This window comes from Rhodospirillaceae bacterium (assembly GCA_018662005.1).
Classification (GTDB): domain Bacteria; phylum Pseudomonadota; class Alphaproteobacteria; order Rhodospirillales; family JABHCV01; genus JACNJU01.
The window spans coordinates 20,387-41,131 of record JABJHA010000016.1 but is presented as its reverse complement, the minus strand read 5'-3'; the positions used below and the strand labels follow the sequence as shown (position 1 = coordinate 41,131).

Genomic DNA, 20,745 nt, shown 5'->3' with positions numbered 1-20,745 from the left:
GAAAATCATGCCCCACCTGCCGTCCACGGCTCATTCCTAACGGCAATACTGGCCTGAAGCGTAAAGGCTCCGCTATCACCCATAAATTGAGAAGCAAATGGCGTCAGCAGCGGCCAGTCATAACTGATCCGATAAAGCACGATATCGCCCGTATCCCCTGCCCCTGCAACGCCAATATCACTGTCCCAGGCGCCATTACCATTACTGTCCGTGTAGGTTTCCCCGGCGTCATAAGAGCCATTGGCATTGCCATCGACGTAATCCTCGCCGGCGCCGACATCTGAAAAACTTGGGTATACCAGCACATCAACGTTTGCTGTGTTCATGTCTATCAAGCCAATAGTGCGATCAGAAATAATCTGAACAATACTCTCCAGGCGAGTCTCTCCGGTGACTTCTCGTCCGGTAATTCCGAAACGCGAAGCATCGCGAAGACCGCTTTCCATAAGAATGGAGCTAAACATGATCATGCCGAATTCAACAATGGCAACGAGGAACGTCGCCAGAATCGGCGCAACAAAGGCAAATTCAATTATGGTCGAACCGTCGTCTTTCTTAGCCAAGGTACGGATTATGTTGGTCAACACACGCATGGGGGCCTTCATTCAAGAAAGTTAATAAATTTGTTTTCTGTATTGATGCTATATTTACAGCTATCTTAGTAGCAGTTATTTTAAAGTGTTATGATGACAATCACAAAAGTATTAAATGAATACATTTTTTCCTTTTATTTGCAGTGTATTTAGATAAAATTTTATCTATCTCCTTATTTACGCCTATTAATCCGATCAGGTGTTGACCCGGTCAACATGGGCGCTAATCTGTAAAAAAGGGCCATGGGGCGCCCTTGGGAGAGATATTTCATGAAATTGTTACGCTATGGGCCTGACGGCCAGGAGAAACCGGGCCTGATTGACGAACAGGGTCGCATTCGCGATCTCTCAAGCCTTATCAATGACATTGACCCTGACACTTTGAGTCCCGAGCGATTAGCACAATTATCGGTACATGAACCCAGTTCCCTGCCCATTGTCGACGCTCCATCGCGTTTCGGCCCGCCCGTCAGCGGTGTCGGAAAAATTCTCGCCATTGGCCTTAACTACGCCGACCACGCGGCTGAAACAAAACTGGATTTGCCGCCCGAACCGTTGGTTTTCGCTAAGGCGATTACCTGTCTGGCAGGCCCAAACGATCCCCTGACTTTACCAAAAGACTCTCAGTGCACGGATTACGAAGTCGAGTTGGCCGCCATTATCGGCACCCGCGCCCAGTATGTTAGCGAAAGTAAGGCGCTTGAGCACGTTGCCGGTTACGCTGTGATGAATGATTATTCCGAGCGTGATTTCCAAATTGAGCACGGCGGTCAGTGGATCAAAGGCAAGAGTTTCGATGGCTTCGGCCCGTTGGGACCGTGGCTTGTTACTGCAGATGAAATTCCAAATCCGCAAAACCTGAAAATCTGGTGTGATGTCAACGGCGAGCGCCGTCAGAATTCAAATACCCAGTATATGGTTTTCGGCGTTGCCCAAATTATCTCAAACTTAAGCCAGTTCATGACCCTGATGCCGGGAGATGTTATTTCGACAGGCACCCCGCCCGGCGTCGGCATGGGCCATAAACCGCCACTCTACCTGAAAGCCGGCGATGTCGTCGAGTTGGGCGTCGAGGGCCTGGGGCAACAACGTCAGCAACTGGAAAATTGGCCAAAATAAACAATCTTTTCAAGGGATGACCCCCATGCCCAATAACCGCATTACCAGACGTGATTTTCTCAACGGCACATTGATTGGCGCAGGGACGGCTCTTATCGGTGAACGCTATCTGTTCGGCACAGCCCATGCGAGGGAAGCCGAAGCGCTCTGGCCCGGTGCAGACGCACCCTATTACCCACCTGCCTGGACCGGTATGCGGGGCAGTCATCCCGGCTCATACGAACGTGCCCACGAGTTCGCCCGTGAAGGCCGTGAAGATTGGGGAGAGATTACCGAAACCGGCGAGGAATACGATCTTGTTGTGGTCGGTGGTGGCGCCAGCGGGCTAGCGGCGGCTTACTTCTTTCAGGACGCCCATGACTGGGAAGAAAAAGTCCTGATCCTCGATAACCATGATGATTTCGGCGGCCATGCCAAACGCAACGAATTTGAAAGTGGCGGCCAGATGCGGATGACCTATGGGGGATCCCAGGGGTTTGACAACATCGATAACTGGCCCGATGAAATGTGGGATCTTCTTGAAGATCTGGGCATTGACCTGGAGAAATTCGAGAACGAGCATTATGACTATGACTGGTTTGAGCGTCACGGCCTTGGCGGCGCGGTTTTCATGGATGCCAAAACCTGGGGAAAGGATCATGTGATCCCCGCCGATCTTGGCGGCATGGCCCCGGTCATGCCGGGGCTTGAAGAAGGTCCCAAAGACTACGAGGCCCTGTTTGCCAAAGCGCCAATGCCGGAAAAAGCCAGGAAAGAACTAACCAAACTTTACGAAGAAGATGGCGCCAGAAAGATCATTAATAAAATTGATGAACTCGATTTCAATTTTGATCGCTACCCTTATGAAAAATTCCTGCAAAAATACTGGTACATCAAGGAACAGGCGACATTTGACTTCATTCGCAAACTGCCAACCGACGAAAATGGCGTTGGCGCAGAAACCCTGTCTTTGAGCGAAGGCATTGAAGCGGAACTTCCGGGCACCATCAAACTTGGTCGTTTCTACAGAATGACGAAAAAACCGGACCCGGAAGACGCCGGATACGTGCATCATTTTCCCGATGGCAACGCCGGCTTCTGCCGTACCATTGTGCGCGCCATGATCCCCGATGTCGCGCCCGGCGAAGGTGCTGATTCTGTTGTGTTGGCAAAATTTGATTACGAAGCGCTTGACGACCCGGAAAATGAAACCCGCATTCGTCTAAACAGCACTGTCATCTCGGCAAAGCACGATGGCCCGGTTGATGATGCCGACACTGTCAGCGTAACCTATATCCGCGACGGCAAAGCCTACCGCGTCAAGGCCAAGGGTGTGGTGATGGCGTGCTGGAATATGATTATTCCACATCTTATTCCGGAATTACCTGAAGATCAGAAAGAGGCTTTGGCATCAAACGTCAAAATCCCTTATGTCTTCGCCAATGTGATGATCAAGAACTGGCAGGCAATCAAGAAATCCGGCATTGGTGCCGCATATTGCCCGACCAGCTATTATCACCTGCTGCAAACCGAATACCCGATCAACATGGGTGGCTACAGCGCAACCGAAGACCCAAATGATCCGATGCCGGTCACCCTGATCAGGGTTCCTGTGCCTGAAGAGCGGGGCATGGAACCGCGCGACCAGTTTAGGGAGGGGCGCAGTGAAATTATTTCCCTGGAATTCGCTGATTTCGAGGCAGAGGTGAACGCCCAGCTTGATGGTATGTTCGGTCCATATGGCTTCCAGTCAAAGCGCGATATTGAAGCCATCACACTGAACCGCTGGTCCCACGGTTACAGCTACACCTACTTTAATTTGTTCGATAAAGGCATGTCCTTCGATGATGGACCACACATCAAAGCGCGTGAACCCTTCGGCCTGATAACCATTGCCAATTCGGATTCCGGAGCAAATTCCTGGCTCGACGTAGGCGTCATGCAGGGCTTGCGGGCCGTCAATGAGTTGCTTGAAGACGATTAGCTGTCGATGGGCCGGCGTTTTTCGTTAGCGTGTTCTCCGGACCTGACGGCGCGCCGGTTTTGAATTTTCAATCGGCCTTGCTGGGTGATCACGGCCTGGTCAAATCCGGCACCAAAATGCTTCAGGGTCAGCCATCCGGATTTCTCGCATTCCTTCATGGTTGCATATAGAAGAGTGCCGTCATCTACATCAGAAACTGCAATATTGCCTGACATGACAAGCAATTCCAGGATCAGTCTTTGTTGGTGCAGGATTTCAGCCATTCTTAATACTTTTTCTTTCCTAAACCTTCAGTGATTACTGAATAACTTATAAATATTCAAAAGCCCAGCCCAATCCGTCAATGGTCGTCTTTCTGGGGCGATATTCACAGCCAACCCAACCATCATAAGCAATGGCGTCAATCCGCTCAAACAAGGCCGGAAAATCAACATCACTCCCATCGGGCTCACAGCGTTCGGGAACCCCGGCGATCTGAATATGAGCGATTGATTTTTTGCAATCCTCTATCACTTTATTAGGATTAAATCCCATGCAGGCCGCGTGATAGAGGTCGAGTTGCAAGCCCAGGGCAGAACTGGAAACGGTGTCGAGAATGTCCATGGCCTGATCCGGGCGGGTTAGAAAATAACCCGGCATATCCTTATCGTTGATCGGTTCAATCAGTCCCCGCTTACCGGCAGAGGCACATTCGGTGGCGGCAAAATGCAAGTTCTCAACGAATACATCCCTTGCATCAGCAGTGCCGATACCAGCCATAATATGAATGTTCGGACACTTGATGGCGGAAGCGTAGTCAATGGCCAGCCTGATGGATTCCTGAAAATCGTTCTGCCGACCAGAAACACAGCCAAGTCCCCGCTCGCCAGCCGTCCAGTCACCGGGCGGGGCATTTATCAGCACGACTTCAAGGTTATACTCTTTAAGCCGGGCGGAGATTTCTGAGGCCCTGAAATCATAAGGAAACAAGAATTCGACACCTTTGAATCCAGCTTCAGCGGCGGCGGCAAAGCGGTCAAGAAAGTCAACTTCCGTGAATAACCAGCTTAAGTTGGCGGCAAATTTTGGCACCTTTGGGTGTTTCCTCTTCAATTCGATAGTGGCAGAGGTTATATCAAGTTGCACGATTAATGCCTCATCAATATTGACTGATCCAACCATGATTATCGCCCAGATTTCAGACCTTCACCTGCGCACAGACGGCCGCTTGCTTAAAGGCAAGGTCGACACCATGGCCGCCCTGAACGCGGCCATCGAACACCTGAACAAACTGTCCCCCCGACCCGATCTGGTTCTGGCGACGGGTGATCTGGTCAACAAGGCCCACGAGCAGGACTACCGGGTCATGCGCCGCGAATTCGACAGGCTTGAAATGCCGGTCTACATCATTCCCGGAAACCACGATGACCGCGACATGATGCGCCATCATTTCACAGATCAGGGTTACCTTGGCCAGAGCGATAAATTTCTTCACTACGCCCTGGAAGACTATCCGTTACGGCTGGTCGGCCTGGACACAAAACGCGACGATCATGACGGCGGCGAAATGTGCGCTGAACGCCTTGGCTGGCTTGATCAGACGCTGTCCGCCGAACCCGCTCGCCCGACCCTGATTTTCATGCATCACCCGCCTTTCGTCAGTGGCATTGGCTTCATGGATAAACGGCCTTTCGTGGGCGCCGACAAGCTGGAAGACATCGTCAAGCGACACCCGCAAATCACTGGCATTGTATGCGGCCACATGCACCGACCGATCTCTGTCGCCTGGGGCGGCACGATTGCCTGTGTAGCGCCATCACTGGTTTTCCAGATGACCATGGATTTAACCCCGGGGGCCACATCAAGCTTTATGCTGGAGCCCGCCGCCTGCCCTATTGTGTTGTGGAATGAAGATCACGGTATGATCTATCATTGCAGCCAGATCGGGCCATACGGCGATCCCAACCCCTTCGTTGTCGATCCTTTGTAAGGAACAGTTTATAATCATTACCATGGTAACCGATCTTTCAAAAAAATATGACCTGATGGTGCCCCGTTACACCAGTTACCCGACGGCCCCGCACTTTAGTGAAAGCGTCACAGGCGAGCTCTACGGCCAGTGGTTGGCAGCGCTTGACCCGGCAACGCCCCTGTCGCTGTATTTTCATATTCCGTTCTGTGACGAGATGTGTTCGTTCTGCGGTTGCTATACCAAAATCGTCAAACGTTACGATCCGGTAGCCGATTACGTCGCCGTGCTTCTCGATGAAATTGATCTGGTCGCAAAAAACCTGCCCGGACGATTCAAGGCGAGCAACCTGCATTGGGGTGGTGGCAGCCCGACCATGCTTAAGGGCGAGGATTGGAAACGCATTATTGATCATTTACGTGTCCGTTTCGATGTCACGCCGGACGCCGCCATCGCTGTGGAACTTGACCCGCGCACTGCCAGTGAAGACTACATTCGCGCCCTGCAGGATGCCGGGGTCAACCGGGCGAGCATCGGTGTGCAAAGTTTCGATGCCGATATCCAGAAAGCCATCAACCGCATCCAACCTTACGAAATGACAGCCCAGGTCATTGGCTGGTTGCGCCAGTACGGCATCGACCACGTCAATATGGACCTGATGTACGGCCTGCCCATGCAAACCACCGAAATGGTTATCCGCGAGGCGGAATTGACCATTGGCCTGAAACCGGCCCGGGTCGCCCTGTTCGGCTACGCTCATGTGCCGTGGATGAAATCCCACCAAAAACTTATTAATGAAGACGACCTGCCAGATGCCGATGAACGCTGGCAGCAGTTTGAAGCATCGTCTAAAAAGTTTATCGAAGCCGGATACGTGGCCGTTGGCCTTGATCACTTCGCGCTTCCCGATGACGAGATGTCCGTTGCCCTTGATGATGGTGTCCTGCAACGTAATTTCCAGGGCTATACCGCCGATCTGGCCCCGGCGATGATCGGCTTCGGCGCTTCGGCCATTGGCCAATTATCACAAGGTTACATTCAAAATCTGTCACCGCTGAAGCAGTACCGGGAAAACATCGCTGCCGGTATTTTACCGATCGCCCGCGGCATCGCCTTAAGCGATGATGATCGCCTGCGTGGCCATATTATCGAACGCATCATGTGCGATCTTACGGTTGATCTGGATGAGGTTTGCGAAAAATTCGCCACCTCGAAAGCGACTTTCGTGCCGGAAATGGAAAAGCTGGCCTCCTTGGCCGATGACGCCATCATCACCATAAATGGCAACACCATCACCGTAACAGAAACCGGTCGTCCCTTCGTCCGGCTGGTCGCCGCCGTCTTTGATGCTTATCTTGACAGCGGCAAGGGCCGTCACTCGCGAGCCGTTTAAACCCGTTCAGGCTCCATTCATTTCTTCACTGTTACAGTGTGTGAAATGTTAACGGACAGGGTCGGGAGAGAGTTCAATGTTCAGTAAAATTGCCATTATCCTGGTGGCAGGTTTGTTTATTATGGGTGTTGCGCCAGCACCGGCCGCAGAGGTTTCGGATTTTCCACTCACCGTTCAGGATGATATCACCCGCAAGGAATGCGGCGACTGTCACATGGTCTTCCCGCCGAACAGGCTGACAATTGGCGGTTGGACAAAAATCATGGACGACCTCGCCAACCATTTTGGCGAAGACGCCAGCCTGCCCCCTAAAGGCGCCAAACATATCAAAGTCTACCTGTTGTCCAAAGCCATGGATGCCAAAGACCGGGTGCCGGTCAAGATGACCCTGAAGCAGTGGGCTAAAAAGGGCATCATCGATCCTATTCGGATTACAGAAACTCCCAACTGGACACGCCATCACACCACGAAGAAATACAAACTGATGTCCAAGGACGTGAAGTATATGAACGGCTCAAACTGCATCATCTGTCACAAGAACGCAGAGCGCGGTATGTATGAAGAATTCCCGGGTCTTTACGGCCTGGACTAGCAAGCGCCTAGCAAGGCAAGACGGAAGCGATCTTTCAGATGTTCGCCGTCATTGGGCGGCAGGACAAAATCGAGTTTTTCGGCCCGTACCTTGATGGCATGATAGACAGGCCCTGGCGCTTCCAGAATAGCCGGCAATGCCGCCTCCAGCTCATCTTCCGTTCGTACTTCCCCCGTTACTGCTATCCCGCAAGCCTTCGCCACACCGGCCAGGTCGGTCTTTGCCGATGTATGGGTCAGCTGCATTCCGGTTTCCCCGTAACGTTCGTTATCAAAGGTACAAATCGACAGGTTCTGCGGCCCCTGCAAAGCAACGCTGGCCAAACTGCCCAGTCCCATCAAGGTTTCCCCGTCGCCGGTGATGACCAGCACCCGTCGCCTGGGTTGCGCCAGCGCCAGACCAAGCCCCATTGAAATGGCCCCGCCCATCGCCCCCCACAACGGGAAATTCAAATCACGATCACCGGCCGACGTAATGTCCCAGGCCGTTGAACCAAGACCGGCGATAACCAGCAGATCATCATCTGCATGGATCAACCGCTTAACAACATCCCGGCGTCGAAGGGGATAGGCGTCAGAACGTTTATCTTCAATCATTGCGGACCTCACTGATCAAACGTTTTGACGGGCATCAGGCTTTGATGAAGCAACAACGCCGCCATACCGTCATCCGTGAACGCCGTATCAAGTGTCGCTGTCGTCATCGGGCCTACATCGTCCGCCGATGCCGCCGTCTGGCATTGAAAACCTGACGTCCGCAAATGACGTTCTGCACTTTCACCCATCGCCTGTTGCCAGGGGTTAAACTCCTGCCATTGGCCGCGCATGGTGACAAAAACCGGCAGCGGGAATCGACAGGTCGAGGCCAGTGAAAACATGTTGATGCAATTGCCAACGCCGGAGGATTGCATCAAAAGCGCGCCACGCACCCCGCCCAACCAGGCCCCGGCAAGAAGCGAAACACCCTCTTCCTCCGTTGTCATTGCAAGGGCGTGTATGCCCTGATCAGCGGTACAGGCATCGATAAGGGCGGCATGACCGGCGTCGGGCACATAGGCGACCTGCCTGATATCGGCGACCTTAAAGGCTTCAAAAATCTGCTTCCACCAATCCATACCGATATCCTCACACCCCCGAATTGCCATTCACATTTAGCAACATCCTAGTCACATCAAAGCAATATGGACACAACATTGCCATGAGATAGTTCTCGCATACAGATCGTCATCAAGTGAATTTGGATCGGAGAAAATCATGCCCAGCTTTACCAGAACAATTCAAATGGGACAGTTTCTTTTTATCATTCTTGGCGCCATGGTGTTTTTTTCCAACCAGGCCAAGGCAGAAAGATGTCCTGAAATACCTGCTGTCTCCTGGTGGTCCGACAACACTGCCGAGAAGTTGACCGCCAGCGTTGATCGTCAGCACGACGGCGACTGGGACCCCTATATCAAAAAATGGGAAAGCTACGAGGAACACATGCGGGATGTCATGTTTCGTGGCAAATCCGCTGTCATTAAATCCAGTGGTCAAATCCTCAAAGGTGAAGAACTCGCCGATTTTATTAAATTGATCAATCAACGCATCAGGGCCACCCGCTGCATTGCAGACAAAGTCATTGATGCCCGGTTGATTGAAGAACTCAACAACATGGAAACCGCCGCAGGTGGAAATGCAGAACTGGAAATCAGCCTGGTCGAATAGACAAGCTTAAATCAACGGCGTTCCCGGCGGCACCAGCGGTTGAGGCACGACAGTGCCCTGGTAAGTCGCCCCCTCGCCTTCTATCTCTAAGGTTGTTCCGATCTCTGTATATGGCGTGTCGAGCAATGCCAGGCCGATGTTTTGAGCAAGTCGTGGCGAGTGGCAAACGACACGTACTGCCCCAACACTTTGTCCGTCGATACGTACAGGCCAGGGATGTTGATTTGACAGGACGGGCTCACCGTCGAAAGTAATCCCAACAAGTCGCCTAGCCGGGCCTTGTTCCGCTACTTTAACAAGCGCCTGTTTACCAATAAAATCATCACTTCTTTCCAGGTCGATCATTTTATCCAGGCCCACTTCAAAGGGCGTGCTGTCAGCCAGATTGTCCGAACCATAGGACAACAGGCCGCTTTCGACGCGTTCAATATAGTTTGGCGCGCCGGGTCCGATGCCGTGCGCAGCGCCAACCTTCTTAACCCGCTCCCACAGCACTTCCCCTTTGGAGCCGTCACACAGATAAAGCTCGAAACCGCCCTGCTTGGACCAGCCCGAGCGGGCAACAACCAGCGGAATGCCATCGAGTTCGGCTTCACGAAACCAGAAGTATTTAAGCTCGCGAACCCAATCACCAAGCAGATCCACGACCACCGCTTCCGCTTTTGGACCCTGGATCGCAAGCGGACTGACATCAGGCTCGCTGACCGTGACATCAAAATCTCCTTCCGCCGCAACCGCCCTGACCCAAAGCAACACATCACTGTCGGCAATCGATAACCAGAACCGGTCATCGGCAAGACGCAGCAGGACGGGATCATTAATCAGGCGACCCTGATGATCACAAAGCGGAACATACTTTCCCTTGCCGATGGGGCAGTCTTTCAAATCACGGGGTGTCAGGTAACGAGCCAGACGTTCGGCGTCCTTGCCCTTGATTTCCACTTGTCGCTCGGCGGCGACATCCCACATGGAAACACCTTCCAACAAGCGCCGGTATTCGGCTTGCGGATCACTGTAGCCCGTCGGCATGTACATCTGGTTATAAATGGTAAAATGCCTGACGCCGTCGGCGACGGTACAGTCGAAGAAGGGTGATTTGCGGACCCGCGGACCGAAGGTAATGTTATATGACATACAGCCTGACCTTAAAGTGATGATGACTTTCGTTTAAACACCCCGACCATTTCCACGTGACCGGCGTAACGGAACTGGTCGACCGGAATGACCATTTCCAACACGTAGCCACCCTCTGTCAATATGGAAGCATCGTGGGCGAATGTCGCTGGATTGCACGATACGGCGACCACCGTTTTTACCTTTGCCTCTACGATTTCCAACACCTGCGCCTCGGCCCCGGCCCGTGGTGGATCGAAGACGACGACATCAAAACTTATTAGCTCGCCTTCATAAAGCGGATTCTTGGCAAGATCACGGATTTCCGTGACAACAGGCTTTTGGCCGGGGGTGTGATCAGCGGCATTTTTCAAGGCGGCAATGGCGGCGCTGTCGCTATCGATGGCGACGACGGAACTGTTCTGCGCCAGACGCAAGGCAAACGGACCGACGCCGCAATAAAGGTCAGCCACCTTGTTTGCCTTGCCGACAGCCTCAAGCACCAACCCTGACAGTATCTCCTCACCCATCTTCGTCGCCTGCAGGAAGCCTCCCGGTGGCAGCGCCAATTTGGCTGCCCCGAAAGTCAATATGGGCGCTCGGCGTTCCAGCACCAGTTCTCCATCAAGGGTGAGGCGTGCCAGATCATGATCGTTGGCGCAATCTGACAAATCCATACGGGCGTCCAGATCAAGCTCGATGCCCCCGCGCATGGCGCAGTCGAGACCGGTTTCAGTGGCCGTCAGTTGGATATCCAGCGGTTTCAGGTTGTTGCCCAAAGCTCGCGCCAAATCACGCGCGATGGTTGTTACCCCTGACAATTCCGGAGCCAGTATGGGGCATTGGTCCAGGTCGATGAGTTTATGGCTGCCCGCCTGCATGAACCCAGCCAATATTTGCCCGTCCTCATAACGAACATGCAAGGTTACCCGCCTGCGACCTGCGCCGTGGGCATCAACCAGCGGCGCCACTGAAGCCTCAACATGACGATTGGCCAGTGCCGTCACAATAATCTGACGCTTCCAGTGCGTGTACGAAGTGGTGGCCAGATGCTGAACGGCGCAACCACCGCAACGACTGAAATGAGGACACGCAGGCTCGACCCGTTCGGGCGCTGCCTGAAGGATTTCCAATAGGACAGCGCGGCTGCCGCTGACGGCTGCACGGACACTCTCACCAGCCAAGGTGAAGGGAACATAAACTTTCTTGCCATCCACTTCGGCTACGCCGTCGCCATGCCAACCCAGCTCCGAAATAGACAGAACGTGCTCCGTTGCCTTTACTTTGGCGCGGCGTTTCCTTGCTTGTCTTGCCACGACTTAAGACATCCCCAGGCGTTTTTTTATTTCAGCGGCAATGTCGAAGGCTGCATTGAGACTATCATGCCGCCAGCTTTCAAACACAGTGCCACCGCTGCCATCAAAGGGCTTGGCAATGCCTGCGTCATAAAGCTGCTGGTGCAAAATGCCATGCTTGTGGACGGTCAGTTTTTTTGGCGCGTAAATCCACATCGGTCCCGCTGTCGCTGCGGCTTCCGAACACATGGAGACGGAATCCCCGGTAACGATGACCGCGTCGGCCATGGCCAGATATCCCAGATAAGGATTTTCACCCTCCGCACCCCATTTGAAAACCTGGGCAGGCGCTTCTATTTCTTCAATCAGGGCATCGGCGGTGTCGTCCGATCGCCTTGAGGTGGTCACCATCAATGACCCACCGGCCTGGGTTGCCATTTTTGACGCCGCCGAACCCAGTTCACGGGCCATTTGTTCCGTGAACTTGCGGCGCTTGGTCGAGCCGCCGACAATCAAGGCAATACGTGGTCCCGGCAGAGATCCCAAACGTTCCTGCCAATCTTCCCTGGCGCTCGTTAACCGCTCGCGGGTAACCCGGTGGGGAGCGCCGGTTATCTGTAAAATGTTCGCCCTGTCGGGGATGGCGTCATGACGGGGCACGCAAACAAGATCAAATTCATCCAGCCCGGTATCGCCCGGATACATGATCTGAACCAGAAACGTATTCCCGTTATTCTTATCCTTGATGTGGCGAGCGACCGGCGAGCAGCGCCTGCCAGCGGCGATGATGAGATCCGGCCACGGCGGCACCAGATTGACCCGCGAGCTGGCGTTCAGGCCACCAAAAGTCTTACCCATAACGAAATTTGGCAAGGCAGCGGCCGCGGTGTATTCCAGGTCGCGGATTTCACAGCGCATATCCAGAGCATCACCGACACCCAGACACTGGCTTTGATTACCGGCCCGGTCATCAACCAGCAGCCACACCGATGGCGTACTCACTTAAGCCGCCCACCGTCGCCAGCCAGGGGACGCAACATCATCATTTTTTCCAGGGTATCGAATGTCTTTGAATTCATATCCAGAAACACGGCCGCCATTTCTTTCTTGGAGGCATCAAGCCGCATCACCTTGGCAGCAGAATTGACGTTAACGCGACTGTCATCAGCCATCAGCAAATCCTCGATGATGATTTCATCGCCCTCTTTGGCCGCACCCTTGTAACCAATGCACAGCACACTGCGCAGGCTGATATTGACGACTTTGCAGGTGGCACCATCAATAACAACGAAGGTATCTTCAACGTTTCGACGTTGGTCCTTGCGTTGCTGTTCGTTAGCATAGCCGACAACAAGTTCGGTCATGTGTTAACTCTTTGCTATGGCGCTCAACGTGGTTCGGGTTGTAATAAGGTCCGGGTCGATGCGCAAGTCTAGCACTGCCGGCAAGTTAGAGCGAAGCGCCCTTTCAAAGGCCGGGCGAAATTCTTCAGTGCTTTCGATGGTTTCGCCAAAAGCCCCAGACGCCAGGGCAACCGCAGCGTAATCAGGATTGTTCAGGTCAGTAGCGATAACCCTATCCGGATGACGGCGTTCCTGATGCAGGCGGATGGTGCCGTACATGGCGTTATTGAAAATCAGGATGACCGGTTTAAGGCCATCTTTTACGGCTGTCGAAATTTCCTGTCCGGTCATGCCGAAGCAGCCATCGCCGACACAACAGACAACGGTCCGCTCGGGGTAGACGGCTTTCGCCGCCAGCGCCGCCGGAACGCCGTACCCCATGGCCCCGCTGGTCGGTCCCAACAGCCTTCTTTTCCCACCAATGGGGATAAAGCGTTGCGGCCAACCGCTGCCGTTGCCGGCATCGACGGTGATAATGCCATCTTCCCCAATCATCTCATCAATGACCGCCATCACCTGACCAAGATTAAGCGCCCCGTCGTATGGGTCGGGAACACGCCCTTCAAGATACTCCTGGCGCCCCTTCTCACTGTTAGCTTTGCGATGATCAGACTCAATGGAGGCCAATTTCCGGGCAGCGGCGGCAAAAGCGTCCATGCCTGCGTTTATAGGCAAATCCGGTTTGTAGACTTTGCCAAGTTCCTGGGCGTCCGTATGAACATGAACAAGATTTTGAATCGGTGCAGGCTCACCAAGCAGCGTGTAGCCCTGTGTTGTCATTTCACCCAGACGGGCACCGACGACAAGCAACATATCCGCCTGTTTGATACGCTCTAACAGTTTCGGGTTAGGCGCGATTCCAACTTCACCAACGAAATTTGGGTGATCGTTATCAATCAGATCATGACGACGGAATGAGCAACAGGTCGGCAGGTTATTTGCTTCGGCGAATGCGAGGATATCGGCCCGTGCCTGTTCTGACCAGCCGCCACCACCAACCAGCATCAGCGGCCTTTTGCTGTCTCCCAGAATATGATGCAGGCGTTCCATTTCACCAACGCCGGGTTGTTTACTTTCTATAACGACCGCCTCGACATCCGGAGTCTCGCATTCTTCTCGCAACATGTCTTCGGGCAGCGCCAGAACAACCGGGCCGGGGCGGCCCGACATTGCTGTCCGGTAAGCCCGCGCGACGGCGGCGGGAACATCCTGGGCCGCCTCGATTTGCTCGACGGCTTTTGCAAGGGGGGTAAACATCTGAACGTAATCGACTTCCTGAAAAGCCTCGCGTCCAAGATGCTGACGACCGACCTGACCGATAAACAGGATCATCGGAGTCGAATCCTGAAAAGCCGTGTGCACACCGATTGAAGCGTTACACGCACCCGGACCACGGGTCACCATGCAGATACCGGGTTTGCCTGTCAGCTTTCCATAGGCTTCGGCCATATTGGAGGCGCCATGCTCGTGACGGCAGGAAATAACGCGAATGGCGTTGCGCGCATCATAAAGAGCGTCGAGAACTTCCAGATAACTTTCGCCTGGAACACAAAAGACACTGTCGGCACCCTGCGCCTGAAGGGCATCGGATACCAGTTGGCCGCCAGTACGCATATTTTCGCTATTCATTAAAACCTCTGGGTGGGAAAATGGCACAAAAGCCCTATATAGACAAAGCATCGTCATGCGGATTGACCGGGTGACCCGAATGGCGCGATCATGGCCCTGCTTCAGGGTAAATACAAACGAAATCAGGAGCAATAAACGTTGGGCGAACAGACTGCCAAATTCAGTGTCGGACAACTGATCCAAAATCGGTTATTTGGTTATCGCGGTGTCATTATTGACATTGATCCCGAATTCCATGGCAGCGACGACTGGTATCAGAATGTCGCCCGAAGCAAGCCGCCAAAAGACCGCCCCTGGTATCACGTTCTGGTCGACGGGGCCGCCCAGCGGACATACGTTGCCGAACGGAACCTGGAACCTGACGAAGAAGGCGGTCCGGTCCGTCACGACTGTATAAATGATTATTTTCAAGGGTTGGGTGAAGATGGCTACATACTCAGGAACAAAGGTCATTGAGGAATCGTGATATAGCCTCTAGAAATAAACAACCCATCATTCCTTAAACAAAACGGTGCGACATGTCTGATCCCCTTGATACGATCGCCAGCACGGCAACAGGCCTTGAAGCGGCTAAAATGCTGCTTGATATCAAGGCCGTTAATTTCCGCCCCGAGGAGCCCTATATCCTGACATCTGGCTGGGCCAGCCCCGTCTACATTGATTGCCGTAAATTGATATCCTATCCCGAAGAACGCAAACGAATGATGAAACTGGCCGTTGCTCAGCTGGACAATGATATCGGCTTTGAAGAAATTGATGTTATCGCTGGTGGCGAGACGGCGGGGATTCCGTATTCTTCATGGATCGCCCAGGCCACCGACAAGTCGATGCTCTACGTTCGCAAAAAACCTAAAGGTTTTGGTCGCAATGCCCAGATCGAAGGCGATCTTGGCGAGGGTTCACAGGTTCTGCTGGTCGAGGACCTGGCCACAGACGGGGCCTCGAAGGTGTTGTTCGTCAACGCCCTGCGTGAAGCTGGCGCCGTTGTCACCGATTGTTTTTGCGTGTTTTACTACGGAATTTTCGCGGGAGCTTTGGAATCCCTGAAAAAAGAAGGTTTGACCCTTCATTATCTGGCCACCTGGCATGATGTTCTGGAAGCTGCCGAGGCCGGGGATTACTTCCCCGCAGAAACCATTAATGGTGTCAAGGAATTCCTCGAGGATCCGGCCGCCTGGTCAAAGGCCCACGGCGGTAAAGACGCTTAAGTCTTCGGCAAGTTAACGACGACCACAAAACGATCATCGTAATCGAACGAAATCTCGCCACCATGGGCGCGGACGACGGAACGTGTCACCGCAAGACCGAGCCCCACCCCGCCGGTATCGCGGTTGCGCGATGGATCGATCCTGTAGAACGGGTCGAATACCCGTTCCTGTTCGCTCTCGGGAATGCCCGGGCCGTCATCGGCAACGCTGACGACAAGCCCCGCGTCCTTAACCAGTAATGAGATATCGGCACGTCCGCCGTACTTGATGGCGTTATCAGCCAAATTCTGAAAAGCCCGTTTGAGAGCCCCCGGGCGGCCCGTCCATTCAAGTTTGTCGGGCCCATCGTATGACGCTTTGCCGTTGGTATCGGAAATATCGCCCGTCAGGCTTTGCAACATCGCCGCAAGATCGAAACGAACGGAAACCTCGTCAGTCGCCTCGTCGCGGGCGAAGGACAGGGTGGCGGCGATCATCTGCTCCATTTGATCGAGATCGGCGAGCATCTTTGCTTGCTGTTCCGGATCGTCAATCAATTCGGCGCGCAGCCGCAAACGGGTGATGGGGGTCCTCAAATCATGAGATATGGCCGCCAGCATATGAGTCCGGTCCTTGATGAAGCTTTGCAGTCTTCTTTGCATTTCATTGAAGGCGCGAGAGGCGCTGAGCACTTCCTTTGGGCCGTCTTCGGGCATCGGCGGCGCGTTGACATCACGGCCCAGCCGTTCGGCGGCCTGGGCGAACAGGGCCAACGGTTTGGCTGAACGCCTGACAGCCCAGAAAGTCAGGAAAAGAACGATGATCGTGGTCACGATGATGGGCCCGAAAACCCGGCTCCACCAGGCTGAACGCAAGCGGGTTCCGGGCGTCGCCACATTGAACCAGCTGCCATCGGTAAGCTCTATGGACACACTGAGCACACTGTCGCCGTGCCATTTGCGGGAGAAACTGTCGAAGCGCTTACGCATGTGACCGGAACCCTCTCCCATCATTCGCCCCATGTGTTCCTGCATGGCGACCACCGGATCGCCCGGCGCCATACCCGTTCCCGGTGTCATACCAGGGCGAAATTGACCGAGATGGCCATAGTTGATGCGAATTTTTTTGCTATCAATACCTGTCAGGAAATCGGCGATTGTGGTCCGCACCATGTGGGCGCGCCAGCCGCCATGCGAACCATCAGCAAGAACGCTTTGCTTCGTCCATGTAATGCTGAACATCGGTTCCCACAAAGCCTGAATGGAACTTTTGCGTTGCTGCGGGTTGGCTCGATCGATGTTCAGATAAGCTGCGGCGATCCGTTCAGACACCTGACGCCCGCCAACCGTAAGAAGGGCCGTGCGTCGTTCGTCGGAATAAATGGCAATGCTGATCAGATGCGAGATGACAAGCCCGGCCAGCAGCAACAGGACCGTCCGCCCGACAATGGTGCGGTGATCACAAAAACCGGGTGTCCGGAATTTCATTGACTGACCTCGGAGGCGAAAAGATAACCGCCGCTACGCACGGTTTTAATCAGAGACGGATTTTTCGGATCATCCTCTATTTTACGGCGCAGGCGGCTGACCTGAACATCGATTGAACGGTCAAAGGGTTGCGCTTCGCGGCCACGCGCAAGATCAAGCAACTGGTCGCGGTTCATCACCCGGCCCGGATGGGTGATGAAAGCCAGAAGCAGTTCAAATTCACCGCCGCTGAGTGGCACCAGCGCGCCCGAAGGGGAAAACAGTTCGCGTCGTTCGACTTCCAGGGCCCAGCCTGAAAAGACGTAGCGTGTCATTTTTTGTTCTTCGTCACTTTGGGATTTTCGTGTTGGGCGATCAGCGCTACGCCGCAAAACAGCCTTGACGCGTGCCAGTAATTCACGTGGATTAAAGGGCTTGGCGAGATAATCATCGGCGCCCATTTCCAGGCCGATAATACGATCCGTTTCCTCGCCCATGGCTGTCAGCATGATAACGGGAATATTTGATTCAGAACGCAAGTTGCGACACAGGGTCAGGCCATCTTCGCCCGGCATCATCAGGTCGAGGACGACGAGATCGATGTTCCAGTCGGCAAGCGCCGTCTTCATCTCGCGCCCGCCTGACGCCGTCGTCACACGCAGGCCGTGCTTATCGAGGAATCGCCCCAGCAGGTCGCGAATTTCCTTGTCGTCGTCGACAATCAAAATGTGTTCAGAACTGTTCATTTGATGACTATAGCCAAAACTCGCCCGGGGTGGGTCAATTCTTGGTAACCGAACGTTGCTGCAGGGTTCCAGGCAATAGTTTGTTACAAAAAGCCCGTGTGGCCGAAACATCCCCGATACAAATGCGTGTTCAAATGTCCTCATCGAATGAAATTGACACGACAAACAAGGAGATTGTCATGAAACGCAAAAATCTCGTACTCAGTATCGCCGCAACGGCTCTCGTACTCGGCGTTGCCGCTTTCAGTACCGTCCCAGCCTTTTCCCATGGATCCCAGGGCTACGGTGGACAAATGGGCCACGGTTATAACCAGGGCATGATGGGGTCTCAGGGCCATGGATACGGCATGATGGGTTCCGGCAATGCGCCTTGCGGCCAGATGCAGCAATCGGGCGTTGATCGCGACCTTGGCGTCGATGACGTCAAGGAAATCGTCGAAAGTCGTCTGAAGATGCACGGCAACGACCGCCTGAAGGTTGGCAAAGTCGAAGCCCAAGGCGAGGACGCCATCGTTGTCGAAATCGTCACCGTTGACGATTCACTGGTCCACAAAATCCAATTCGACACCAGAACCGGGGCACATCGCCCGATCAAATAAATTCCGCACACGGTGACTCCCCCGCCGCTGCGGCGAGCGACCGGCGTTTACTCCCCCTCTACGTCGGTCGCTAATTTTTTCAATTTAAGGAGATTTTACAATGTATAACGAAACCGTAAATGGCTTCATGAACGCCGGATATATGAACAATGGCTGGGGTGGCGTCGGCCACCATGGCTGGGGCTTGATGCATGGCCCCTTTTCGATCCTTTTGATTATCGGCTTTGTTGTTCTGCTGATCTGGTTATTTCGGCGCGGCGCCCACGGCAGTGGACTCTGCAACCATGGCGGAACAGGCAGTGCATTGGCGACTTTAAGCGACCGCTACGCCAAGGGCGAAATTGATGAAGAGGAATTTCGCACCAAGCGAGGCGTTCTGAAATCTAAAAAATAATCATAAAAAAGGGGATGGAATTTGAAATTCCATCCCCATAATTATTACCGTTTAGGCTGAGCGCAATATCAGGTGATATCCGAATTCTGTTTCGATGATGTCGCTGGTTTCACCCGGCTCCAAAGCGAAGGCCGTGTCCTCAAAAGCCTTGACCATTTGGCCGCGACCGAATTGACCCAGGCTGCCACCGTTGCTGCCCGACGGACAGTCGGACACCTGTCCGGCCAGCTCCGCGAAATCTGCACCATCGGCAATTTTAGCCTTAACATCATCAATCATTGTCTTGGCTTCATCCTTGGTCCGTGTTTCGGACGAACGGGCGGAATCTTCATGCATGACAAGTATGTGTGCGGCGGTAACCTGATCGGTCATAGGGGTATCTCCAATTGAATTTCGGGTTGGTTGGCGGGTTTTCTACCCCATTAACCGGCGTTAACCAACAAGAAAGGTTTGCTTGATAATCTAAAAATTAGCCAGAAGGCTTGATTAAGACAACAGGACAGAATGTTATGACTATGTTTGTACCGTCACGCCCGCCCTCACGCGAGGATATTCTCGCTTATAATCTATGGCAACTTGAAGAAGAACGACGTGGCCGGGAGCGCCGTATGGCCCTTCGCGCACAACGGTTTCTAAGGCCCCTTCCCCCCGGTTGGTGGAAACGACCCGTTTTATGGGGGACCGCGTTTTCATTCCTGTTTATGGCCCGCGACGCCTTTGCCACGCTGCTTGTCGAGTTGATCGTTAAGGTTGGCAACTAATTCGACATCAGTACCGGCACTGTCATGTGAGCAAGCATGTGACGGGTGAAGCCACCCAGGGCGATTTCGCGCCAGCGGGCATGTCCGTAAGCACCCATCACAATCATATCCGCACTGCTGTCGGCAGCCCTTGAGAGCAACATATCGGCCGCATCCACATCAGGGCTGGTGATTTGCTTGGCCTCTGCATTGACACCGTGACGGGCCAACTGCAAGGCGATGTCGGCACCGGCATTATCGCCATGATCATTTCCAGCCGGATTAATCGACAGTACATCGACTTTTTGTGATGCTTCCAAAATTGCCATGGCGTCGTTAACCGACCGTGTCGCTTGCCTTGAGGCATCCCAGGAAACGATGACCCTATCGCCGATATCAGGAAACGTCCCGGCGTAAGGAACAACCAGAACCGGCCGGCCGGCCGACATAATCAGACGGTCGGGCATATCCTCAACGCTATGTAGGCCAGAATCATCAGGATCGTACTGACCAACGACCAGAAGATCGAAATAACGTCCGTGGGTCGTCAGGCAATCAACAACCGTCCCTTCAACCAGACGGGACTCTGTTTCAAGACCTTCTGCGGCGGTCTGCTTCTCGAAACGCTCCAGAACTTCTCGCCCCTCCTGCGTTGCCGCTTCAATTTGGGCATTAATAACGTCACCGCCGATTTGGGCCTCTATATAGGTGGGAATTTCTGGATGGGTAACCACATAAAGTCCGGTTAAATGAGCACCATGACGCTTGCCAAGGGCAATCGCCGTTTGCAGCCTTGAATCGTTTTGTTTAGATGCATCGAGGTGGATCAGGATATTTTTCAGCATGATGCGTCCTCCTGTGT

At 53.6% G+C, this 20,745-nt stretch carries 25 protein-coding genes; 11 read left to right on the top strand and 14 right to left on the bottom strand.

The annotated features are described in order from the left end of the window. Positions 1 to 5 precede the first annotated feature (5 nt). Positions 6 to 593 carry a pilus assembly protein gene (locus tag HOL66_08715; GenBank protein ID MBT5244316.1) on the bottom strand — a complete coding sequence of 196 codons (588 nt, stop codon included), beginning with the start codon at positions 591 to 593 and terminating at the stop codon, positions 6 to 8. A gap of 270 nt (positions 594 to 863) precedes the next feature. Here HOL66_08715 and HOL66_08710 point away from each other — a divergent pair, with 270 nt between their 5' ends. Next, on the top strand, positions 864 to 1,712 hold the full coding sequence (locus tag HOL66_08710) for a fumarylacetoacetate hydrolase family protein (GenBank protein MBT5244315.1): 849 nt from the start codon (positions 864 to 866) through the stop codon (positions 1,710 to 1,712). 25 nt (positions 1,713 to 1,737) lie between these two features. Continuing rightward, positions 1,738 to 3,675, top strand: coding sequence for an NAD(P)-binding protein (locus HOL66_08705; protein MBT5244314.1), 1,938 nt, complete (start codon positions 1,738 to 1,740; stop codon positions 3,673 to 3,675). Here HOL66_08705 and HOL66_08700 read toward each other — a convergent pair. After that, positions 3,672 to 3,938, bottom strand: coding sequence for a hypothetical protein (locus HOL66_08700; GenBank protein MBT5244313.1), 267 nt, complete (start codon positions 3,936 to 3,938; stop codon positions 3,672 to 3,674). The genes HOL66_08705 and HOL66_08700 overlap by 4 nt on opposite strands. 46 nt (positions 3,939 to 3,984) lie before the next feature. Continuing rightward, positions 3,985 to 4,746, bottom strand: a complete 762-nt coding sequence (locus tag HOL66_08695) for a TIM barrel protein (protein ID MBT5244312.1) — start codon at positions 4,744 to 4,746, stop codon at positions 3,985 to 3,987. A gap of 73 nt (positions 4,747 to 4,819) precedes the next feature. Here HOL66_08695 and HOL66_08690 point away from each other — a divergent pair, with 73 nt between their 5' ends. From HOL66_08690 to HOL66_08680, 3 genes are all read left to right on the top strand, one after another. Next, positions 4,820 to 5,644: a phosphodiesterase gene (locus HOL66_08690; GenBank protein MBT5244311.1), complete on the top strand. Its 825-nt coding sequence runs from the start codon at positions 4,820 to 4,822 to the stop codon at positions 5,642 to 5,644. Between the two features lie 22 nt (positions 5,645 to 5,666). Beyond that, the gene (hemN, locus tag HOL66_08685) at positions 5,667 to 7,016 is read left to right on the top strand and encodes an oxygen-independent coproporphyrinogen III oxidase (protein MBT5244310.1); all 1,350 of its coding nucleotides are present in this window, start codon (positions 5,667 to 5,669) and stop codon (positions 7,014 to 7,016) included. 76 nt (positions 7,017 to 7,092) lie between these two features. Then, positions 7,093 to 7,608 (top strand): cytochrome C, encoded by a 516-nt coding sequence (locus tag HOL66_08680; GenBank protein ID MBT5244309.1) that lies wholly within the window; start codon positions 7,093 to 7,095, stop codon positions 7,606 to 7,608. Here the strand turns inward: HOL66_08680 and HOL66_08675 are convergent. Further along, positions 7,605 to 8,204, bottom strand: coding sequence for an aldehyde dehydrogenase (locus HOL66_08675; protein MBT5244308.1), 600 nt, complete (start codon positions 8,202 to 8,204; stop codon positions 7,605 to 7,607). The genes HOL66_08680 and HOL66_08675 overlap by 4 nt on opposite strands. 8 nt (positions 8,205 to 8,212) lie before the next feature. Beyond that, positions 8,213 to 8,752: a phosphonopyruvate decarboxylase gene (locus HOL66_08670; protein MBT5244307.1), complete on the bottom strand. Its 540-nt coding sequence runs from the start codon at positions 8,750 to 8,752 to the stop codon at positions 8,213 to 8,215. Positions 8,753 to 8,861: 109 nt separating this feature from the next. On the opposite strand from HOL66_08670, the gene HOL66_08665 reads away from it, so the two are divergent. Further along, positions 8,862 to 9,311 (top strand): hypothetical protein, encoded by a 450-nt coding sequence (locus HOL66_08665; protein MBT5244306.1) that lies wholly within the window; start codon positions 8,862 to 8,864, stop codon positions 9,309 to 9,311. Positions 9,312 to 9,317: 6 nt separating this feature from the next. Here the strand turns inward: HOL66_08665 and HOL66_08660 are convergent, their stop codons facing one another. From HOL66_08660 to HOL66_08640, 5 genes are all read right to left on the bottom strand, one after another. Further along, positions 9,318 to 10,445, bottom strand: coding sequence for a glycine cleavage system protein T (locus HOL66_08660; GenBank protein ID MBT5244305.1), 1,128 nt, complete (start codon positions 10,443 to 10,445; stop codon positions 9,318 to 9,320). A gap of 11 nt (positions 10,446 to 10,456) precedes the next feature. Further along, on the bottom strand, positions 10,457 to 11,686 hold the full coding sequence (locus HOL66_08655; protein MBT5244304.1) for a class I SAM-dependent RNA methyltransferase: 1,230 nt from the start codon (positions 11,684 to 11,686) through the stop codon (positions 10,457 to 10,459). A gap of 57 nt (positions 11,687 to 11,743) precedes the next feature. Further along, positions 11,744 to 12,637, bottom strand: coding sequence for a nucleoside-diphosphate sugar epimerase (locus HOL66_08650; GenBank protein ID MBT5244303.1), 894 nt, complete (start codon positions 12,635 to 12,637; stop codon positions 11,744 to 11,746). Positions 12,638 to 12,717: 80 nt separating this feature from the next. Next, entirely contained in the window at positions 12,718 to 13,083 is a 366-nt protein-coding gene (locus HOL66_08645) for a hypothetical protein (GenBank protein MBT5244302.1), read from the bottom strand. A gap of 3 nt (positions 13,084 to 13,086) precedes the next feature. Next, positions 13,087 to 14,751, bottom strand: coding sequence for a thiamine pyrophosphate-binding protein (locus HOL66_08640; protein ID MBT5244301.1), 1,665 nt, complete (start codon positions 14,749 to 14,751; stop codon positions 13,087 to 13,089). A gap of 138 nt (positions 14,752 to 14,889) precedes the next feature. Between HOL66_08640 and hspQ the strand changes: the two genes are divergently transcribed. Continuing rightward, on the top strand, positions 14,890 to 15,207 hold the full coding sequence (gene hspQ / locus HOL66_08635; GenBank protein ID MBT5244300.1) for a heat shock protein HspQ: 318 nt from the start codon (positions 14,890 to 14,892) through the stop codon (positions 15,205 to 15,207). 62 nt (positions 15,208 to 15,269) lie between these two features. Next, positions 15,270 to 15,959, top strand: a complete 690-nt coding sequence (locus HOL66_08630) for an orotate phosphoribosyltransferase (protein MBT5244299.1) — start codon at positions 15,270 to 15,272, stop codon at positions 15,957 to 15,959. On the opposite strand, the gene HOL66_08625 is transcribed toward HOL66_08630, so the two are convergent. Then, positions 15,956 to 17,179 carry a HAMP domain-containing histidine kinase gene (locus HOL66_08625; GenBank protein MBT5244298.1) on the bottom strand — a complete coding sequence of 408 codons (1,224 nt, stop codon included), beginning with the start codon at positions 17,177 to 17,179 and terminating at the stop codon, positions 15,956 to 15,958. The genes HOL66_08630 and HOL66_08625 overlap by 4 nt on opposite strands. A 242-nt stretch (positions 17,180 to 17,421) precedes the next feature. After that, positions 17,422 to 18,150, bottom strand: a complete 729-nt coding sequence (locus HOL66_08620; GenBank protein ID MBT5244297.1) for a response regulator — start codon at positions 18,148 to 18,150, stop codon at positions 17,422 to 17,424. Between the two features lie 179 nt (positions 18,151 to 18,329). On the opposite strand from HOL66_08620, the gene HOL66_08615 reads away from it, so the two are divergent. Both HOL66_08615 and HOL66_08610 read left to right on the top strand, forming a co-directional pair. Continuing rightward, positions 18,330 to 18,749 (top strand): hypothetical protein, encoded by a 420-nt coding sequence (locus HOL66_08615; GenBank protein MBT5244296.1) that lies wholly within the window; start codon positions 18,330 to 18,332, stop codon positions 18,747 to 18,749. A 100-nt stretch (positions 18,750 to 18,849) separates the two neighbouring features. Further along, positions 18,850 to 19,143: an SHOCT domain-containing protein gene (locus HOL66_08610; GenBank protein MBT5244295.1), complete on the top strand. Its 294-nt coding sequence runs from the start codon at positions 18,850 to 18,852 to the stop codon at positions 19,141 to 19,143. A 51-nt stretch (positions 19,144 to 19,194) separates the two neighbouring features. On the opposite strand, the gene HOL66_08605 is transcribed toward HOL66_08610, so the two are convergent. Beyond that, positions 19,195 to 19,515, bottom strand: a complete 321-nt coding sequence (locus tag HOL66_08605) for a parvulin peptidyl-prolyl isomerase (GenBank protein MBT5244294.1) — start codon at positions 19,513 to 19,515, stop codon at positions 19,195 to 19,197. Positions 19,516 to 19,652: 137 nt separating this feature from the next. Here HOL66_08605 and HOL66_08600 point away from each other — a divergent pair, with 137 nt between their 5' ends. Then, positions 19,653 to 19,904, top strand: a complete 252-nt coding sequence (locus HOL66_08600) for a hypothetical protein (protein MBT5244293.1) — start codon at positions 19,653 to 19,655, stop codon at positions 19,902 to 19,904. Here the strand turns inward: HOL66_08600 and HOL66_08595 are convergent. Then, positions 19,901 to 20,728 carry a universal stress protein gene (locus HOL66_08595; protein MBT5244292.1) on the bottom strand — a complete coding sequence of 276 codons (828 nt, stop codon included), beginning with the start codon at positions 20,726 to 20,728 and terminating at the stop codon, positions 19,901 to 19,903. The genes HOL66_08600 and HOL66_08595 overlap by 4 nt on opposite strands. Between the last annotated feature and the right edge of the window lie 17 nt (positions 20,729 to 20,745).

Bases quoted from the DNA above. Each gene is read 5' to 3' on its own strand.
- HOL66_08640 (MBT5244301.1), bottom strand. From the start codon at position 14,751: ATGAATAGCGAAAATATGCGTACTGGCGGCCAACTGGTATCCGATGCC.
- HOL66_08625 (MBT5244298.1), bottom strand. From the start codon at position 17,179: ATGTTCAGCATTACATGGACGAAGCAAAGCGTTCTTGCTGATGGTTCG.
- HOL66_08645 (MBT5244302.1), bottom strand. From the start codon at position 13,083: ATGACCGAACTTGTTGTCGGCTATGCTAACGAACAGCAACGCAAGGAC.
- HOL66_08675 (MBT5244308.1), bottom strand. From the start codon at position 8,204: ATGATTGAAGATAAACGTTCTGACGCCTATCCCCTTCGACGCCGGGAT.
- HOL66_08660 (MBT5244305.1), bottom strand. From the start codon at position 10,445: ATGTCATATAACATTACCTTCGGTCCGCGGGTCCGCAAATCACCCTTC.
- HOL66_08700 (MBT5244313.1), bottom strand. From the start codon at position 3,938: ATGGCTGAAATCCTGCACCAACAAAGACTGATCCTGGAATTGCTTGTC.
- HOL66_08620 (MBT5244297.1), bottom strand. From the start codon at position 18,150: ATGAACAGTTCTGAACACATTTTGATTGTCGACGACGACAAGGAAATT.
- HOL66_08595 (MBT5244292.1), bottom strand. From the start codon at position 20,728: ATGCTGAAAAATATCCTGATCCACCTCGATGCATCTAAACAAAACGAT.
- HOL66_08710 (MBT5244315.1), top strand. From the start codon at position 864: ATGAAATTGTTACGCTATGGGCCTGACGGCCAGGAGAAACCGGGCCTG.
- HOL66_08680 (MBT5244309.1), top strand. From the start codon at position 7,093: ATGTTCAGTAAAATTGCCATTATCCTGGTGGCAGGTTTGTTTATTATG.
- HOL66_08605 (MBT5244294.1), bottom strand. From the start codon at position 19,515: ATGACCGATCAGGTTACCGCCGCACACATACTTGTCATGCATGAAGAT.
- HOL66_08610 (MBT5244295.1), top strand. From the start codon at position 18,850: ATGTATAACGAAACCGTAAATGGCTTCATGAACGCCGGATATATGAAC.
- HOL66_08615 (MBT5244296.1), top strand. From the start codon at position 18,330: ATGAAACGCAAAAATCTCGTACTCAGTATCGCCGCAACGGCTCTCGTA.
- HOL66_08600 (MBT5244293.1), top strand. From the start codon at position 19,653: ATGACTATGTTTGTACCGTCACGCCCGCCCTCACGCGAGGATATTCTC.
- HOL66_08665 (MBT5244306.1), top strand. From the start codon at position 8,862: ATGCCCAGCTTTACCAGAACAATTCAAATGGGACAGTTTCTTTTTATC.
- HOL66_08715 (MBT5244316.1), bottom strand. From the start codon at position 593: ATGCGTGTGTTGACCAACATAATCCGTACCTTGGCTAAGAAAGACGAC.
- HOL66_08650 (MBT5244303.1), bottom strand. From the start codon at position 12,637: ATGCGCTGTGAAATCCGCGACCTGGAATACACCGCGGCCGCTGCCTTG.
- HOL66_08670 (MBT5244307.1), bottom strand. From the start codon at position 8,752: ATGGCAATTCGGGGGTGTGAGGATATCGGTATGGATTGGTGGAAGCAG.
- HOL66_08705 (MBT5244314.1), top strand. From the start codon at position 1,738: ATGCCCAATAACCGCATTACCAGACGTGATTTTCTCAACGGCACATTG.
- hemN (MBT5244310.1), top strand. From the start codon at position 5,667: ATGGTAACCGATCTTTCAAAAAAATATGACCTGATGGTGCCCCGTTAC.
- HOL66_08630 (MBT5244299.1), top strand. From the start codon at position 15,270: ATGTCTGATCCCCTTGATACGATCGCCAGCACGGCAACAGGCCTTGAA.